This window comes from Paludisphaera mucosa (assembly GCF_029589435.1).
Classification (GTDB): Bacteria; Planctomycetota; Planctomycetia; order Isosphaerales; family Isosphaeraceae; genus Paludisphaera; species Paludisphaera mucosa.
Genome location: NZ_JARRAG010000001.1, coordinates 41,020 through 58,529 on the forward strand (window position 1 = coordinate 41,020; position 17,510 = coordinate 58,529).

The 17,510-nt window shown below is 72.2% G+C and carries 13 protein-coding genes; 6 read left to right on the forward strand and 7 right to left on the reverse strand.

Annotated elements, in window-relative coordinates; all coding sequences use genetic code 11:
* Positions 1–61: 61 nt before the first annotated feature.
* Both PZE19_RS00175 and PZE19_RS00180 read right to left on the reverse strand, forming a co-directional pair.
* Positions 62–2,518: an efflux RND transporter permease subunit gene (locus PZE19_RS00175; RefSeq protein WP_277858559.1), complete on the reverse strand. Its 2,457-nt coding sequence runs from the start codon at positions 2,516–2,518 to the stop codon at positions 62–64.
* 170 nt (positions 2,519–2,688) lie between these two features.
* Positions 2,689–4,482, reverse strand: a complete 1,794-nt coding sequence (locus PZE19_RS00180) for a hypothetical protein (protein WP_277858560.1) — start codon at positions 4,480–4,482, stop codon at positions 2,689–2,691.
* Positions 4,483–4,805: 323 nt separating this feature from the next.
* Between PZE19_RS00180 and PZE19_RS00185 the strand changes: the two genes are divergently transcribed.
* Together PZE19_RS00185 and PZE19_RS00190 are read left to right on the forward strand one after the other, a co-directional pair.
* Complete coding sequence (locus PZE19_RS00185) at positions 4,806–6,071, forward strand: lactonase family protein (protein WP_277858561.1); 1,266 nt, start codon at positions 4,806–4,808, stop codon at positions 6,069–6,071.
* A gap of 67 nt (positions 6,072–6,138) precedes the next feature.
* Positions 6,139–6,621, forward strand: coding sequence for a hypothetical protein (locus PZE19_RS00190; RefSeq protein ID WP_277858562.1), 483 nt, complete (start codon positions 6,139–6,141; stop codon positions 6,619–6,621).
* Positions 6,622–6,633: 12 nt separating this feature from the next.
* Here PZE19_RS00190 and PZE19_RS00195 read toward each other — a convergent pair whose 3' ends face one another.
* Positions 6,634–8,112, reverse strand: coding sequence for an Nramp family divalent metal transporter (locus PZE19_RS00195; protein ID WP_277858563.1), 1,479 nt, complete (start codon positions 8,110–8,112; stop codon positions 6,634–6,636).
* A 236-nt stretch (positions 8,113–8,348) separates the two neighbouring features.
* Here PZE19_RS00195 and PZE19_RS00200 point away from each other — a divergent pair, with 236 nt between their 5' ends.
* Positions 8,349–9,545: a serine/threonine-protein kinase gene (locus tag PZE19_RS00200; RefSeq protein WP_277858564.1), complete on the forward strand. Its 1,197-nt coding sequence runs from the start codon at positions 8,349–8,351 to the stop codon at positions 9,543–9,545.
* A 36-nt stretch (positions 9,546–9,581) separates the two neighbouring features.
* Positions 9,582–10,328 carry an alpha/beta hydrolase gene (locus tag PZE19_RS00205; RefSeq protein WP_277858565.1) on the forward strand — a complete coding sequence of 249 codons (747 nt, stop codon included), beginning with the start codon at positions 9,582–9,584 and terminating at the stop codon, positions 10,326–10,328.
* A gap of 14 nt (positions 10,329–10,342) precedes the next feature.
* Here the strand turns inward: PZE19_RS00205 and PZE19_RS00210 are convergent, their stop codons facing one another.
* Positions 10,343–11,908 (reverse strand): hypothetical protein, encoded by a 1,566-nt coding sequence (locus tag PZE19_RS00210; protein WP_277858566.1) that lies wholly within the window; start codon positions 11,906–11,908, stop codon positions 10,343–10,345.
* A gap of 148 nt (positions 11,909–12,056) precedes the next feature.
* Here PZE19_RS00210 and PZE19_RS00215 point away from each other — a divergent pair, with 148 nt between their 5' ends.
* Complete coding sequence (locus PZE19_RS00215) at positions 12,057–12,611, forward strand: DNA-3-methyladenine glycosylase (protein ID WP_277858567.1); 555 nt, start codon at positions 12,057–12,059, stop codon at positions 12,609–12,611.
* Between the two features lie 66 nt (positions 12,612–12,677).
* On the opposite strand, the gene PZE19_RS00220 is transcribed toward PZE19_RS00215, so the two are convergent.
* Both PZE19_RS00220 and PZE19_RS00225 read right to left on the reverse strand, forming a co-directional pair.
* Positions 12,678–13,190: a response regulator gene (locus PZE19_RS00220; RefSeq protein ID WP_277858568.1), complete on the reverse strand. Its 513-nt coding sequence runs from the start codon at positions 13,188–13,190 to the stop codon at positions 12,678–12,680.
* A 97-nt stretch (positions 13,191–13,287) separates the two neighbouring features.
* Complete coding sequence (locus PZE19_RS00225) at positions 13,288–14,562, reverse strand: tetratricopeptide repeat protein (RefSeq protein WP_277858569.1); 1,275 nt, start codon at positions 14,560–14,562, stop codon at positions 13,288–13,290.
* 276 nt (positions 14,563–14,838) lie between these two features.
* On the opposite strand from PZE19_RS00225, the gene PZE19_RS00230 reads away from it, so the two are divergent.
* The gene (locus PZE19_RS00230) at positions 14,839–16,767 is read left to right on the forward strand and encodes a gluzincin family metallopeptidase (RefSeq protein WP_277858570.1); all 1,929 of its coding nucleotides are present in this window, start codon (positions 14,839–14,841) and stop codon (positions 16,765–16,767) included.
* 10 nt (positions 16,768–16,777) lie between these two features.
* Here the strand turns inward: PZE19_RS00230 and PZE19_RS00235 are convergent, their stop codons facing one another.
* Positions 16,778–17,500 carry a GNAT family N-acetyltransferase gene (locus tag PZE19_RS00235; protein ID WP_277858571.1) on the reverse strand — a complete coding sequence of 241 codons (723 nt, stop codon included), beginning with the start codon at positions 17,498–17,500 and terminating at the stop codon, positions 16,778–16,780.
* Between the last annotated feature and the right edge of the window lie 10 nt (positions 17,501–17,510).

Consider the following 17,510-nt stretch of genomic DNA (forward strand, 5'->3'; position numbering starts at 1 on the left):
GCGGTGATCCTCTTTCAGCCCGATCGGATCCGGCCGCCGGGCCTGGTCCCGCGGCGGCGCGTCACCCGAGGTTACCGGAGGGGCGAGGATCGGCGGAAGGGGCGGCCGCGGAGGCCGCGACGTCGGACGCGGGTGCGGGCGCGGCCGGCGCGGGGGTCGTCGCGACGAGGGCCGGGGGGCGTCGCCGCCGCCGCTCGCCCAGGGTGAGGCAGGCGGGGAGCAGCAGCAGGTTCCCCAGCGTGCTGCCGCCGGTGGCGACGGCCACCATCGTGCCGAAGTTGACGAACGGCTCGAATTCGCTCGTCCGCAGGGCGAGGAAGCCGACGGCCACCGCCAGGCTGGAGAGCAGCACCCCCGGCCCCGACACCGCGTAGCTGGCGAACAGGCTGCGGCGGAACCCGCGCGTCTTGCGCAGCCTGTGGTACTGGATCAGGCAGTGGAACGTGTCGTCGACCGAGAGCCCCAGCGCCACGCTCGCCACCAGCGCCGTGGCGATGTCCAGCTTGATCGAGAGCCAGCCCATCAGGCCCAGGACGAAGGCCACCGACAGCAGGGTGGGCAACAGCGCCAGGGCGGCCAGGGCGGGGCTGCGGAAGGCCAGGGTGAGCATCGCCAGGATGCCGAAGGCCGACCAGGCGAACGTGCTCCACTGGGTCGCGACCACGCCCTCGGTCGTCTTGGTCATCAGGTACGACAGGCCCGTCAGGTAGGCGTCGGGGCCGAACTCGGCGCGGGCGGCGTCCTCGGCGCGGCGGAAGATCGACGCCTTGGTCGCGGCCGGCTGCTGTTCGAGCAGGCGGACGAGGATCCGCGTCTGCTTGGCCTCGGGGTTCCAGAAGTTCCGCAGCAGCGAGGCCTGGGGCGAGGCCGCGATCAGGTCGAGCTTGTCGGCCAGCACGCGGGCGCGGGCGTCGGGGGCGAGCGCCGCGATCCGGCCGTCGGGGTCCAGCACGGTCGCCAGCGAGAGCACCTGCGCCACGGCCCGGGGGTCCTCGGGCGTCAGGCCCCGGATCACGCCGCCGACCCGTTCGAGCTTCGCCACGGCGTCGAAGTCCAGGGTCGACCCGACCGGGGCGACGATCTCGACGAGGCCGATGCCGCCCAGCTTGGACTCGACCCGCTTGTAGTCGCGGACCACCCGCGTCGCCGGCTTGAACAGGTTGATGTAGTTGGTCTCATACGTGAGCCGGAACATGCCGACCGCCAGCGGCAGCGTCACGGCGGCGACGGTCGCCACCACGATCGTGGGTTGGCGGTGGACCAGCAGCGTGAGCCGGTTCATCGCCGCCGAGACCCGCGATTTCGACCCCTGGCGGACCGGGATTTCCATGGGGAAGGGGGGCAGCATGGCCACCGGCGCGAGGGCCATCACGAGCACCGCGGCGATCAGCGTGCAGCTCCCCAGGATCGCCCCGAACTGGCGGATCGGCATCACGTCGCTGGTGACGAGCGCGAGGTAGCCGATGGCCCCCGTGGCGGCCGTCCAGAGGATCGGCGTCAGGACCGCACGCAGCGTCGTCCGCGCCGCGGGGCGGGGGGCCATCTTGCGGCGGTCGTCGCGGAAGTGGATCGCCAGGTGGCTCGCCGCCGGCATCGTGAGCACGATGATCTGGGCCACGAGCGGCCCTCCCGACAGCGACAGCCGGATCCCCAGGGCGTGCAAAAGCGCCTCGGTCGCCAGCCAGACCGTCCAGCCGGCGACGATCGGCACGATCGCCCACCAGACGCTGCGCACGGCCGAGAGCGTGACGAGCGCGATCAGGATCATCCCGACCGCCGCCAGCCGCCGGCCGTCGATCTCGATCGAGGCGAAGCCGTCCGCCAGCAGGACGGGCGGGCCCACGACCGCGGGCCGGGCCAGTCCGTGCCGGGCGGCGAACGCGTCGGCCTTCTCGCGGAGCTGGCGCACGGTCGCGACGACGTCGTGCTCGTTGGTCTTCCGCAGGCGGGCGACGACCGCCGTCGTCGTCGCGGTCGGGTCGATGAGCGTGCCGACGAACAGGGCGTTCTTGACCAGCCGCTCCTGGATCGCCGCCCGCCGCGCGGCGTCGGCCCCCCGCACGGCCCCGCCGACGGTCATGCTGTTCGTCTTGAGGTCGATGTTCTTGACGGCCCGCCGGGCCGCGTCCATCGCCGGCTTGCGCGCGAAGTTCGGCAGCTTGTCGAGCGTCAGCAGGGCGTCGTCGAGCGCCCAGACCAGCGGCATGGCGTCGATCGACTCGACCCGCACCACGCCGGGGATCGCGGCCGGCGAGACCGCCGCGGCCAGCTCGGCGGCGCGGTCCACGCCGGCCGCGCTGACGACCTCGGGGTCGTCGTAGACCAGGAAGACGAAGTTGTCGTCGCCGAAGGTCGCGGCGGCGTCCTGATAGACCCTCATCGCCGGGTCGTCCTCGGCGAAGAACGATCCGATCGACTGCTCGTAGCCGACGCGCTCGCCGAAGACGACCAGGTAGGCCAGCAGCGCCAGGACGATCGACCCGACGACGTAGCGCGAGCGCAGCAGGATTTCGATCACGGCGGCCAAGATCCTTCTCGGGAGGACGCGGTCCGGTCGCGACGCCCGTCTCCCTCGCAGGACCGCCGCTGTAAGTTCGCCATTCTACCAGCGAGAGGCCGGTTTGAGAGCGCCGCGCGCGCGCTCGCCGCGCAGGCCCGGGCGTCGGGAGGCCCCTGGGAGCGTCGGCCTCACTCGCCCAGGGCCGCGTAACGGACGATCCGGAAGCGGGCGCCCTGGGCGTCGCGGATCCGGGCCGCGAGCTTCTCGTGGAGTTCGGGGGTCCAGGCCCCCCATCGGGTGAAGAAGGCCTCGGCGGCGGCCCGGTCGCCCTCGTACTGCGCCGCGAGCACTTCGCGGAGGAGGTCGGTGACGACTTCCGCGTACCGGGCGTAGTCGATGCTCAGCCGCGCGGTCGTCGGGTCGGCGGCGATCAGGCCCTTCTCCAGGAAGTAATTGAACTGGGCGAGCTGCATCGTCTGGTAGGGCTGGTCCTTGCGAGGTTTGACGTTCTGGAGCGTGCGACGGACGCCGCCGGCCTGGACGGCGCGGAGGAGGGTCGCGTCGATCGCGCCGTCCTTCGCCATGCGGTGCAGGGTGAACAGGGAGACGAGGTCGGCCTTCATCTCCTCGAGCGCGTCGGCCTGGTCCTGGAGGGCCGCGTCGAGCGTGCGTCCCTGCTTGTCACGATCTACGCCCAGGTAGTGGCCGACCTCGTGCCAGAGCGTCCGCTGGAAGTTCCCCGCCGGGGCGAGGTCGTCGGCGAACGCGTCGTTCGTGGCCGCCCTCCAGATCCGCAGGTCGGCCGCGAAGATTTCGGGGTGCTCCATCACGTTGCGACGCAGCAGGATGGTGCGGCCGTACTTGCGAGAGAAGGCCGCGTCGTTCGGCAGGATCGTCGCCGTGTTCGTGCCGCGGGCCTGGCCGAAGTCGGCGACGACGTCGTAGATCCCCACGGAGATGTCTTCCCGGACGCGTTTGTGATGGTCGTAGGGGAGCGCGTCCTCCACCTGCTGGAGCCCGCCCAGCTTCTTGCGCAGCTCGTCGGTCGCCGCGCGATCGTTCAGGAGAAGGCTGAAGCTGGAGAACGCCTTCACCCCGAAGAGGGCGTCGTCGTAGGTCTCGTAGGCGCCGATCTGCGCGTTGAGCTTCTTGAAGCGGCCGGCGACCCACGACGCGTCGCCGCTCTCGTAATCGTTCGACAGGAGGTCGCGGGCGCGGTTGCGGAGGTAGGCGGCCAGATCCTCGTCGGTCGGCTCGATGCTGGCGGCGGCGTCGACCATATGCTCGTAGGCCAGCCGTAGGTCGGCCCCGTAGGCCACCGCGTAAGGCACGGCGTAGAACGCCTTGGGGTCGGGGCTCCGGGAGAGCGCCTGCAGCTCGGCCTTGAGGCCCCGATGCAAGACGCCGAGGGCGCCGTCCTCGAGCGCCTTGAGGTCGCGATCGAGGCTCTCGCGCGTCGCCCGTCTTACGACGCTGCGCTCGGCGAGGATCGTGCTTCGGCGTTCGGGATGGGCGGCGATGAAGGCGTTCACCTCGTCGCCGGTCGCGTCGATCGGGTAGACGTTCCGCCCGGGGACCTGCGGGTCGACGGGCAGGAACGGCTCGCGGGCGTTGGCGAGCGTGGTGGCGATCGGGCCCTGGAAGAGCCGGTAGAGGTCGAGGAGGTCCTTCGTCCGCTTCGGCCCGCCCAGGCGGCGGTCCAGCGCGATCAGATCCCGTCCGGCCTTCAACGCCTGGTGGTGGCGAGCCTCCTCGTAGAGCCCCTGGAAGATCGCGCCGGCCTTGAGCAGGGAGCCGACGGCCGCCTTCTCGCCGTCGTCGAGCCCGGAGAGGTCGGGGGCCAGCCGGATCTCCTGGGTCTTCGCCAAAATCTCGACGACCTTGGCTTCGGGCCAGCATCCGCCGGGAAAGGCGGCCGGATCCTCGGCGAGCGCCGCGCCGGTCGTCATCAATCCCAGGGCCAGTCCGGATAGGAATTTCATGATATGACCGCTCGCGAATTTTATGGAGGAGTGCGGGCTCGAGGCGCGGCGACGTCGGAGGTCCCCCCGCGTCCATTAGATTCGACGGCCCGGGCGCGCTCAAGGAAATAGCCGGCCGCCGGGAAAACTCGACGGCGCCGCGACTCGTTCCCGGATCGCACGGACGACGGTCCGGGCCGGCCGTCGAATCGCCCGCTCGGCTTGCGTCGCGTGCGGCCCGCCGTGAGAATCTCATGGCGAACGCCGCACAGCTCCGAGGACGACGATCCGGTCGAGCCGCTGCACTCATCACGGTCCGCATCGCCAAAGGTTACATCAACCCCATGACATCATCCGATCCTTCCCGTCGCTCGTTCCTGAAGGTCTCCGCGGCGCTGGCGGGGGCGGCCCCGCGGCTGGCCGGCACGCTGCGGGCGGGGCAGGGCGAGGCCCCGCTGTTCGCCTACGTCGGGACCTTCAGCTCGCCGCTCAAGGACATGCTGCCGACCCAGGTGGACCTGCCGCCGGGCAACGGCCGGGGCATCCATATCTTCCGGGCGGACCGCGGCACCGGCGCGTTGACGGCCGTCGGCGTCCACGAGCTGGGTGCGAGCCCGAGCTGCCTGGCCCTGAACGCCGCCGGCGATCGGCTGTACTCGGCCAACGAGACCGACCGGCAGGGCGACGACAAGCAGGGGACCGTCGGCGCCTTCGCCGTCGATCGGGCGGACGGCTCGCTGAGGCCGCTGAACTCCGTCCGCTCCGGCGGCGCGGGGCCGACCTACGTGAGCCTCCATCCGTCGGGCCGGTTCCTGCTGGTGGCGAACTACTTCGGCGGCTCGGTGGCGGTGCTGCCGATCCTGGCCGACGGCCGCCTGGGCGACGCGGTGGACGTCAAAACCGACGCCGGCGCGATCGGCCCCCGGCGCGCGCCGCACGCCGCGCCGGGCAGCTTCGCCTTCAGCGGGCACGACCGGACCCACGCGCACATGATCCAGGCCGACCCCGCGGGGCGGTTCGTGCTCCACGTCGACCTGGGGCTGGACCGGATCTTCGTCTGGAAGTTCGACGACAAGACGGGGGCGCTGACCCCGAACGAGCCCCACGCGGTCGCGCTGCCGCCCGGGGACGGGCCACGGCATTTCCACTTCCACCCCAACGGCCGCTGGTTCTACTCGATCCAGGAGGAGGGTTCGACCCTCGTCCTGTTCGACTACGACGCGGCGACGGGACGCCTGACCGAGCGGCAGACGATCTCGACGCTCCCCCCCGGGTTCGCCGGCAGCAACTTCACCTCCGAGGTCCTGGTCTCGGCGGACGGCCGGTTCGTCTACGCGGGCAACCGCCTGCACGACAGCATCGGCATCTTCGCCGTCGGCCCGGACGGCTCGCTATCGTACGTGGGCGAGGAGTGGACCCACGGCGACTACCCCCGCAGCTTCAGCTTCGACCCTACGGGCCGGTTCCTCTACTGCTGCAACCAGCGCGGCGATAATATCGCCGTCTTCCGGGCGAACAGCGAGACGGGAGGCCTCGCGTTCACGGGGCACTACGTCCCGGTGGGCAACCCCTCGCACGTGGTCTTCCTGGATGCGGCCAGGGGGAAGTGATCGTTCGGCGACGACCGGAGGAGCGATGGAGACCGCCTGCTGTCCTCGTTGCCGCGGGACGTCCGTCTTGACGGTCGACGTCTGGACGGGTGAGGGGATCCCCCCGGGATATCCGGCCAGCGTCCGGCCGCGCCACTGTCGCCCGCCGGGCGCCGGCTTCGGCCTCCCGGCGTTCTCCGCCTGTTTCACATGCGGCCTCGTCTGGTCGTCCGTCGAACCGGACGCGCTTCGGGGCTTCATCCATCGTCGCGGCGAGGAGATCGCCAGGCAGCACCTCGACGAGATCGAACGGGGGCCGTTCCGCGACCTGCCGGACACGGACCTGGCGCGCGAGATCGGGGCGGCGATCGCGGACGTCGACGCCCTGTCGCGCGCCGGCTCGTCGGCGGTGCCCCGCCGCTATCGCGAGCTGCGGGGCGTGCCGTGGGATCAGGCGCTGCACGACACCAGGAACTGGCGCCGCCTCACCCGCGAGGAGAAGCTGGAACTCTTCGGCTGGGCCCCGAAGAAGAAGTCGGCGCTCGACGACTTCGACGCGCCGTTCCCCTGAAACCGGCGGACCTCACGAGGCGAGCAGGCTCCGCGCCAGGTCGAAGGCGCTGTAGCCGGCGACGATCGTGATGGCGACGAAGGCGATCCAGGTGCAGGCGTCGCTCAGCCGCGACGGGCCGACGCGCGGGTCGTCGTCGCGGCGGCGGAGGTAGATCGTCGCGCCGGCGATCAGGGGGAGCATCATCCCCTGCGCCACGCCGCCCGCCTTGACGAGCCCCAGCGGCTCGCGGACCGCGTAATAGAGGGCCAGCGCCAGCGCCGGGTAGACCACGCAGAAGACCTTGATCGCGCGTTCGCGGCCCGCGTCGCCCGCCGGCCGCCAGAGGCCGGTCAGGTTCAGGAAGTCGACCGTCAGCCGGGCGTTGGCGGCGGTCGCGACGTAGAGCGTCTTGAACAGGACGGCCCATGCGCCGAGCAGGAAGGCGATGCGGACGCCGCCCCGCAGCGGCTCCAGCGGCGTCCCCTCGAGCGGCCCCAGGTACATCCGGGCGAGCGTGGGGATCATCTCGGGCCCCTTGGGGTCGAGCCCCTGGGGGTGGAGGACCGCCGCGCCCAGCAGGTAGAAGGCGACCGTGGCGATCGTGAAGACGAGCATGCTGACCCAGGCGTCGAGCTGCATGACCCGCGTCCAGCCCCGGGCGCGATCGACCCAGCCCGAGTCGTCGCCGCGCGGGCGGGGGCCGACGAACCGGGCGTAGCCCTTCTCGATGCACCAGTAAGGATAGGCCACGAGTTCGGCCGCGCCCACGCCGGTGATCCCGAACGCCGAGAACGCCAGCCCCACGGCCGTCGCGGGCAGCGCCAGCGTGAAGCCCGAGGCGACGTCCGGGAAGCCGATGCGGAACCGCGTCCATTGCAGGACCGCCACGCTGGCGACCGTGTAGAGCGTCACCGCGGCGACCAGGATCGTGGTGATCCGCTCGATCCGGCGGTAGCCGCCCGAGAGCAGCAGGGCCGACGCCGCCAGCGTCGTCAGCGCGGCCCAGATGTACTCCTCGCGGGTCTTGAGGAACGCCCCCCACGACGGCGACACCGAGCCGACCGCCGAGGCCATGGCGTCGGACGCCCCCGGGAAGGCCATGTGCGCCGCCTGGCCGACGGTCCCCTCCATCGCGGCGATCTGCGCCTGCGTCGCCAGCATCATGAACAGCCAGAGCCAGCAGATCCACGAGGCCCCCGCGCGGGGGCCGGGCAGGGTGTCGAAGGCCGCGAGCGTCGTCTTGCCGTGGACGATCGCGTAGCGGCCCAGCTCGACCTGGACGAACACCTTGACGACGCAGCTCGCCAGGATCAGCCAGAGCAGCGTGAACCCCGCCTTGGCTCCCAGGCCCGTCGTGTTGATCAGCTCGCCCGTGCCGACGATCGCCGCGGCCAGGATCAGGCCGGGGCCGATCCGCCCCAGCGCCTTCCTCAGCGTCCGCGGCGGCTCCTCGACGGCGTCGGCCGGCGTGGCGTAGAGGTCGTGTTCCTCGGGCGCATGCTCGCTCATCGATCCCGGCTCCGATCCGACCTGGCGACGCGACGACCCTCCGCCCCGCGACAGGCGAATCATCCTACGGGGCCGCGAGGGCCGACGCCATCGGCTTGTCGGGCGGGCCGCGTCGACTTCCGGCAACATCCATCGCTTCATCGTGCTCGGCCCGTGAATGGGGCCTAGCGTTGAATCAGGAGGCCGGCGCGAAGCGGCCCGGGCCGGCACACCATCCAGGAGGCGAAACGACGACCATGATCGCCGTGAACGACCCATCCCCGCGCGGAGCCGCGCGCGGTCCCCGACTCCGGCCGGTCGACGCCTCGCACGCGGCGACGCCGTCCGCCCTGACCCACCTGTTGATCTCGGGGGCCGCGGGCGATTCCTGCGGCATGAGCCTGGATTCGGGGATCATCGCGACGTCCGCCCCGCCGGCCGCGCCGCGGGATTCGCGGCTCCGGCCGTTCCAGCGGGTCGGCCCGTATCGGCTGCTCGCGCGGCTCGGTCGCGGGGCCCAGGGCGAGGTCTGGAAGGCCGTGCGCGGCGACGCCCGCAGCCACGTCGTCGCCCTGAAGATCCTCAACCAGGGGCTCTCGATCCACCCCCGCCGGCTGGCCCAGTTCCGCCGCGAGGCCGAGCGCGGGGCGCGGCTCGCCGGGCCGTCGCTGCTCCAGGTCGTCGACGCCGGCGAGGCCGACGGCTGCTTCTACATGGCCATGCCCTACGTCGAGGCCGCGACTCTCCACGACGTGATCCACGAGCGCCGCGTCCGTCGCATGGGCGAGCCCGCGCTCCCCGTCCATCCCCTCGTCGCGATGGCCGACGCGCCCTATTACGTGGAGGCCGCCCGAGCCCTGGCGCGGGCCGCGCGGGCCCTCGACCACGTCCACGTCCACCGCGTCGCGCATCGCGACGTCAAGCCGGCCAACATCCTGCTGGAGCGTCGTCGGCCGTTCGGCGTCTACCTCTGCGACCTGGGCCTCGGCCGCGACCTCGACCTGGCGACGAGCGAGCAGATGCGCGACGGCGCCGGGACGCCCATGTACATGTCCCCGGAACGCCTGCTGAAGGCCCCGGCCGACGAGGTCCTGTCCGACGTCTACTCGATGGGCGTGACCCTGTTCGAGACCCTGACCCTCGGCCGCCTGTTCGAGACGATCCGCGACGTCCCCCCCCCGGCGCTCGCCTCCCTGCTCGCCAGGGCCCGGCCGCGTCGGCCTCGCGCGGTGGACCCGTCCCTCCCCGACTGCTTCGAGGCCGTCATCCTCAAGGCCACCGCCCGCGACCCCGACGCGCGGTTCCGCTCGGCCGCCGAGCTGGCCTCGGCCCTCGAACGCGCCCTCCCCGAGGCCCGCCGCGAGCTGGGTCTCGTCGGGCCTCCGCCCCGCCCGCGCTTCTTGACCCCGCGCCCGCACCGGTCCCCCGCGGACGTCCGCGCCGAAGTGCGGTAGAGTGGGACGCGCCGCGATCGATCAAGGAGGATGACGATGGACGTCCCCGGGAGCCCCGCCTGCCTCGCCGTCCACGGCCTGGGAGGCGGCCCCTACGAGCTGCAACCCTTGGCCGACGCCCTGCGCGCGAAGGGCCGACGCGTCGCCGCGCCGACCCTCCCCGGCCACGACGGTCCCGGTCCCGTCATGCCCGCGTCGACCTGGGCCGACTGGACCGGGGCGGCGGAGGGCTGGTACGACGAGCTGGCCCAGGAACCGGGCCCGGTGAGCGTCGTCGGCTTCTCGACGGGCGCGTTGATCGCGCTGCACCTGGCGAGCCGGCGGCCCGTCGCCCGCCTGGTCCTGATCGCCCCGTTCCTGGCGATCCGCTATACGGCCTGGCTCCCGTTCCGGGCCTCGCACGTCCTCCGGGCGGTCGCCCCCCTCGTCCCGGATCTCCGCCGCCGCGCCCCGGCCGTGCGCGACCCCGAGGCGCGGGGTCGGCTCGCCGCGCTCGACCGCTACCGCACGTTCAGCCTCCCCGCGGCCCTCTCGGCCCTGGAGCTGATCGAGGCCGTCGCGCCGACGCTGCCGGCGATCGCCGCGCCGGTCTTGATCATCCAGGGGGCCCTCGACACGGTCGTCGAGCCCGCACGCGCCGCCTGGCTCCGCGACCGCCTGGGCTCGCGAGTCAAGCGGCTGGTCATGCTGGATCGCAGCGACCACCTGGCGCTCCACGACCGCGACCGCGACCGCGCGATCGCCGAGGCGGTCGCGTTCCTGGACGAACCGATGCTCGACTGACCCGTCGGCTCCGCTCAGGGCCGATTCGGCCCGTTGATGGTCGCGTTCGGGCCGAACCGGATGTGCAGGCTGGCGTGTCCGGCGAAGCGGTCGCCGTAGATGGCGCGAACCACGGCCCAATCGGCCAGCACCGCGAGCGACGACGCCACGACCCCCGCCGCAACCAGCCGCCCCCATCGCACGCGCCGGGCGCCCGCGATCGCGGCCGGCGCCGCCTCGGCCTCGCCGCGCGGCGGCGACGCCAGCAGCAGGATCAGCGTGCAGATCACCGCGTTCGCATAGACGACGCCCTCTGTGATCAGGCGTTGATCGGCGAATTTGACCAGGGCCTTTTCGAAGTTGCCGACGACGACGATCGCCAGCAGGATCAGGTACAGACCCTGGCCCCGGCCGATCGCCGACTCGGGGACGACGGCGATCGGCCGGCGGTCGTGGCGGATCATCAGCACGAACAGGGCCGCCGCCGCGATCGCGAAGCCCAGGTCGAACCAGGTCTCGGCGGCGACCCCGTACATCGCCGCCGGCACGGCCTGGACGTCGACCCAGTGGCCGACGCTCTTGCGGAAGTTCACCAAGGGGATCGCCAGCAGGGTGAACGCCACCGCCAGGCGCTCCGGCCATCGTCGCGAGGATGGAATGATCCCGTCATCGATCGTCCCGGCCCGCGCGGCGAGCCCCGCGACGGCCAGCGCCAGGCCCAGGCCGTTGATCAGGCCCGTCGTCTGCTCCAGGACGCTGTGCCAGTTCGTCTCGTAGCCGCTGGTCACGGCGACGAGCTTGATCATCGACGCCCCGGCGAAGCTGATCCCCCCCACGACCCCCGTGACGACCGCGGCTCGCGCGACCTGGGGCAAACCGTTGCGCAGGCAGTAGGCGAGCATCCCCGCGACCAGGCCCACCATCCCGGCCCAGTTGTCGCCCCGGGGCGGGGTCATCCTCAATCCCAGGATCGGCACGAGCGTCAGGAACCCGATCCACCACCCGATGGTCATGTGCAGGATCAGCGACGTCGCGCGATCGACCCGCCGCCGGACCCCCGCGTAGATCAGGACCGCCGCCATCGCGAAGGAGACCCCCAGCCAGTCGGAGTCGTACCAGTTGAGGCTGTAACCGCTTTGATGCAACCAGGGTTGGACGAGCCGGCCCTGGACCTGCCAGGCCGCGAAGACGGCCAGGATCGGTGGGAACAGTTCGACCAGGCGGTCGCGGTCGGCCTCCGCGGGGAGCGCCGTGCCGGCCCCGCCGGGCGCGGCCCAGAGGAAGCCGATCACGAACAGGCTGGCGAATCCATATAAAACGGACTCCGAATGCCCCGAATGGGTGTAGCCGATCACCTGCATGTACGAGATGCTGCCCCCGAACGACCATCCCAGCGCCCCGAAGAGGGCGAAGAACGGCAGCCGCCCATACCAGTCGCGGCGGCCCGAGAGGAGCACCGCCGCCATCGCCGCCAGGGCCCCCGGGATCATCGCCCCGTACTCGTGGCCGAAGTTTCCGCGTATCCCCCAGCCCACTGAGAGCGAGAGGGCCGTCAGCACCCAGAACGCCGCACCCGTCGCGACCGTCGATCCCGGCATCATCGCCCCTCCTCGTTCCGAACCCATCGCCCCATCCCCGCACGCAGGGATCGCGGGTCCAGGGTACGGGCTTAACGAGCCTCCGGCAACGACCGACGGGGATCGCAAGTCGACGTTGCCTTGCGCATCGGAACGCGGGTAGGCTGATCGAATGGACATCCTGCCCAAGAGCTTCTACGACCGCAACGCGAAGGAGGTCGCCCCGGAACTGCTGGGGATGCACCTCGTACGCACGATCGACGGAGTGGCTCGGATCGGCCGGATCGTGGAGACGGAAGCCTACCTCGGCCCGCCCGACCTCGCGGCGCATTCCACGAAGGGCCTCACCAAGCGGACGAGCGTGATGTACGGCCCGCCGGGGTACGCCTACGTTTATTTAATCTACGGGATGTATCACTGCCTGAACATGGTCACCGGACCGGGCGGACATGCGTCGGCCGTCCTGGTCCGAGCCCTGGAGCCGATCTCGGGGATCGACGAGGCGACCAACGGTCCGGGCAAGCTCTGCCGGGCCTTGAAGATCGATCTGCGGCTCTACGGCCACGACCTCTCCGGGGGGGAGTTGACGGTCATGCGGCCGAAGGGGCGGCCGGAGCCGTTCACGATCGCGACCAGCCCCAGGATCGGGGTCGATTACGCCAAGGAGTGGGCGCTGGAACCCTTGCGGTTCACGATCGCGGGGAACCCGTACCTGTCCCGTCGCTAGCTCGAGGCTCGAGGTCGGGTCGTCCATCGCGGCGACCCGGCCTGGAAACCCGCAGCTGGTCAGGAGTTAGCGGAAGGACCTCGCGTCGGCGGGGGCCGACCCGGGGCTCGATCCAGGACGAAAGATCCGGGGCGGCAACGGCGTCGGCGGCGACTCGTCGCCCGAGCCCGAGCCCGACCGGCGAAGGGCCTCGCGACCGTCGAGGACGTGTCGGACGATCTCGCTGGGGTCGACGGGCTTGACGAGGTGGGCGTCGAAGCCCGCCTCGCGCGACTTCCGCATGTCTTCGGGCTGGCCGTACGCTGTCTGAGCCAGCAGGATCGGCGGATCGGACAACGCCGAGCGGATGGCGCGGACGACCTCGTAGCCCGACATCCCGGGCAGCCCGATGTCGATGAACACGACGTCGTGCGGCTTCTGGATCGCCAGGCGCAGCCCTTCCCAGCCGTCATGCGCCACTTCCACGCGACAACCGTAGTATTGCAAGAGGCTGGCCTGAGACAGCGCCAGGTCCTCGTTGTCGTCGATGATGAGGACGCAACGGCCAGGTGTCGCGCGGTCGGTTGATTGAGTTTTCATCATGCTCCCTCCCTTTGCCTGGCCAATGCAAGGGCCGTGCCGAGCCCGGGATGTATCCGATGTTCCTCGGGGAAGTCGCCGGAAGTCCCGAGGGATTTTAGCGATCGGCGGATTTCGCCGGGCCGGAGGACGAGGGCGGATATTTCTCGTTGAAATGGAAGAGCGCCTGTTGCGCCGCGGCGTCGAGGGGGTCGCGGCCGATGGCGAACTTGAGCCAGGCGCGGGCCTCGGGGATGAAGCCGGCCTGGGTGCAGACCTGCACGGCCTGGCCGACGATGCCGGGATCGGTCCGGCCGGCGGGCGTGGCCATGCGCTGGACGAGCGAGTTGAACGCCTCCAGCGCCTCGGCCTTGCGGCGGAGAGGCGCGGCCTGGTCGCGCCGGCCGCATAGTTCGAGGGCGTTGATCAGGCCGAAGACGGCGTCTCGGTTGGCCGGGTCGAAGTCGTAGGCGATCCGGTAGTACCGCAGGGCCGCGGGCCCGTCGCGGCGGGCGAGCGCGACGCGGCCCCGCAGCCGGGCCAGCTCGGGATCGTCGTCGGGGCCCTTCTTCAGGAGTTCCTCGGCCCGGTCCTCTTCCTGGCGGTCCATGAGGATCATGACCCGGTGCGCGAGGGCCCGGGGATCGTCCTCCGGCAGGGGGGCCAGGGCCTCCTCGGCCTCGGCGTAGAGGCCGAGGCGGCGGTCGTTGTCGGCCAGGGCCAGCCGGGATTCGCGGTCGTCGGGGTCGGCCGCGAGGTAGCCGCCCAGCGTCTTGGCGACCTCGCCGGCCTCCCACAGGCAGTTCCGCACCAGGCACCAGTGGAAGAGGTTCTCATAGGTGAGGGGCGAGATCTCCGACAGCGCGGCGAACTGGTCGCACAGGTCGCGACGCCTGAGCTGCATGCCGTAGATGTAGATCAGTTCGCGACGCGCCTGGGCCAGCTTGGGGTCGAGCCGGAGGGCCTCCTGCAGGTCGGCCTCGGCGAACCGGGCGCGATCGCGGCGAAGCTCGATCTGGCCGGCGAGCAGCCGGGCGTTGGCCGCGGTGCGGTCGGAATCGGGGACCTTGGCCAGCATGGCGACGGCGTCGTCGATCCGTCCCTGCGCCACGGCCACCTGGCCCTGGAGCATCCAGTCCTGGGGCAGGGGGGCCCGGGCCCGGGTCAGGCGGTCGAGGATCCGGGCCGCGTCGTCGATCCGATCCTCGCGCAGGCTGACCTGGGCGTCGCGCCAGAGCTGGTCGGGGTCGGCGGACTTCGAGAAGACGGCGATCGCCGCCACGGCCGTCGCCGCGGCCAGGGCGACCGCGCCGACACCCAGGGCGATCCGACGCCGCCAGGGCGACGCCCGCCGCGTCGGCGGCGTCGCGGGCGCTTTCGACGAGGTGCCCATCATCGTCATCCGCATCGGAGTGCACGTAGGAAAGGAGTCGACTCGACCTGATCATGGCCACTTCCGCGACGGTCCCGCAAGCCCTCCCCGCCCCGGAATCGCCGCCCCGGGCGGGTGCGTCGGGTTCCGGTTGACGGCGCGGCGGATTGCGAACATACTCCGGCGGGCCTCTCGATCCGGACCCGGATCCGCGCGGGGTCGCCCGGTCGCCGGCCGCGAGGATCCGCGGGCGGACGACGACGGACAGACCGCACCTCCCAGCAGGACATGGACGTCATGCGCCAGGCTCTCCGGACCCTCCTGTTCGTCGCGACGATCGCCCCGGCCGCCCTCGCCGCCGGCGGTCCCGCCGACGCCGTCGCCCAGGCCCGCAAGCTGATCGCGGCCAAGGACCTGAAGGCCGCGTCCGGCGTCCTGGAAGAAGCCATCGGGGCCGCCCCCGCCCCCGCCGGCGACGACCGCAAGGCGCTCGTCGACCTCCTCAAGGAGACGTACAAAGGCCTGATCCGCGACGCCAAGGCCGCCGGCACGCCCCAGGTCGCCGCCTCGTACGAGGACGACCTGGCCATCCTCGAGGCCGCCGCCCCCGCGCCGGCCCCGGCCGCGACGCCCGCGCCCGCCCCGGCCCCGCCGGTCGTTCCGCCGCCGACCCGGTCGCTCCCGCCGGTCCCCGAGTCGACGCCGCCGCCGGCCGAGAAGGTCGTGATCCCGCACGTCGAGGCCGCGCCGGCCCCCGCGCCCGCCCCCGCCGGCGTCACCCGGCCCGCGGACCTCCCCCCGCCCGGCGATCCCGCGGCCGCATCCGCCCCGACGCTGGAGCCCGAGCCCGAACAGGGCCCCGTCGACGTCCCCGCGAAGGTCGCGCCCCCGCCGAGGTCGCACGACGAAGGCGTGGGCCGGGCCGCCGCCGTCGCGCCGCAGGCGCCCGACGAGCTGGCGCAGGCCGACGCCCTCTTCAACAAGAAGCAGTACGACCAGGCCGGTAAGATCTACGCGGGGCTCGCCCGCAAGGGCCAGCTGCCCGCCGTCCGCAACAAGGTCTGGGCCTACTGCCGATGGTCGACGGTGGTCGCCCGGATCAACGCCGGCCCCAAGACGAAGCCGGAGTGGGACGTCATCGAGCGCGAGATCGAGAGCATCCAGCGGCTGACGCCCGGCAACTGGTTCGGCGAGTACCTCAAGGACCTGGTCGCGGACGCCCGCAGCGGCAAGCGGCCGATCGCCAAGAGCCCCGGCCTCGCCGTCCGCGGCGCCTCGCCCGACGAGCCCGAGCCCGCCGCCGCCCCCCAGCCCCGCAAGAAGACCCAGGCCCAGCCGCTCGAACTCCCCGGCGCCACCGACACCCCGGTCGAGGCCGCCCCGACCGCGGCCCCGGAGCCGGAGCTGGCGCCGGCGCCAGCCGATGAGCCGCAAGCCTCCGCGCCGGCGGTCCCCCGCGCCGCCGCGCCGGTGGCGTGGCAGGTGCACGAGACGGCGAGCTTCCGGATCTTCCACACCGATCCCGCCCTGGCCGCGAAGGCCGCCGAGTCGGCCGAATCGGTCCGGGCCTCGCAGGGGAAGCGATGGGCGAGCCCGGCGGCGCGTGGGGCTTGGTCGCCGCGGTGCGACATCTACCTGTATCCCACGGCGGCCGACTTCGCCCGCATGACCGGCCAGCCCGAGACCTCGCCCGGGTTCTCGACCATGGGGATCGGCGGCGGCCAGGTCGTCGCCCGCCGCGTGAACCTCCGGGCCGACCACCCCCAGTTGATCGCCGCCGTGCTCCCGCACGAGGTGACCCACGTCGTTCTGGCCGACGTCTTTACCGACCAGCAGATCCCCCGCTGGGCCGACGAGGGCATGGCCGTCCTCGCCGAGCCCGTCGCCGAGCAGGTCGGCCGCGCCGTCGAGCTGAACGCCCCCCTCGCTGAGGACCGCGTCTTCCGGCTCGACAAGCTGATGACCATCGACTACCCCGAGTCGAAGGACTGGAACCTGTACTACGCCCAGAGCGTCTCCCTGACCCAGTTCCTGATGGCCCAGGGCACCCCCGCCCAGTTCGTCGCGTTCATCAAGGAGACCCAGCAGCGCGGGCCCGACGCCGCCCTCCGCGGCTCCTACCGCATCGCCGGCCTCGACGACCTCGACCGCCGCTGGCGCGACTACGCCCGCGCCGAGTCCGCCCGCCTGGCCTCGGCCGCGACCGACGGGGCGACGACGAAGTAATCCTTGCAGCTTATTCGCCGACGTCCGGACGCACGAAGGCCCGCAACGTCGCGACGCTGCGGAAGCCCAGGCGCTCGTAGACCGAGAGGCCGTCCGGGCTGGCCTGCAAGGTCGCGCTTCGCAAGCCGTCGCCTCGGGCGGACGCCAGCGTCGCCAGCAGCAGCCGGCCCGCCAGGCCGCGGCGGCGGTGGCCGGCCTCGGTCGCGACGTACTGGATGCTCAGGTCGTCGCCGATCGCCATCGTCAGCGCTACGCAGACGAATGCGTCGCCGTCGCGCAGGCCGTGGGTACGCACGCGATCGTCTCGAATCGCGCTCACGAGCGGGCCGAAGACGCCGAACTGGCCGTACGCTCGCTCGTTGACGTCGCCGAGCGCCGCCAGCGACGGCGTCCCCACGTCCGACGCGCCACCGTCGAGTTTCAGCGCCGGATCGTCGAGTGCGAGTCCCAGGCACGGCGTGGCGATCCCGGCCGCTTCCACCCGTCCCGGCGCCGAGTCGGCCACGGTCCAGAGGCAGCGCGGGAGTCGCGGATCGTCGGCCGGGGGCGATTCGTCGATCGGCACGACCGCCGCGTCGAACCAGGGGTTGTCGGCCGCGGCGTCGATCCGCGCGCCCAGGGCGTCGCGCCGGCGCACCTCGGCCTCAGGCCCCACGCCCCAGCGTCCGAGCGCCGCGATCATCTCGCCGAAGCCGAGGATCGAGCGTCGGGCCAGTTCGGAATCGTCCAGCATGCTCGGCTCC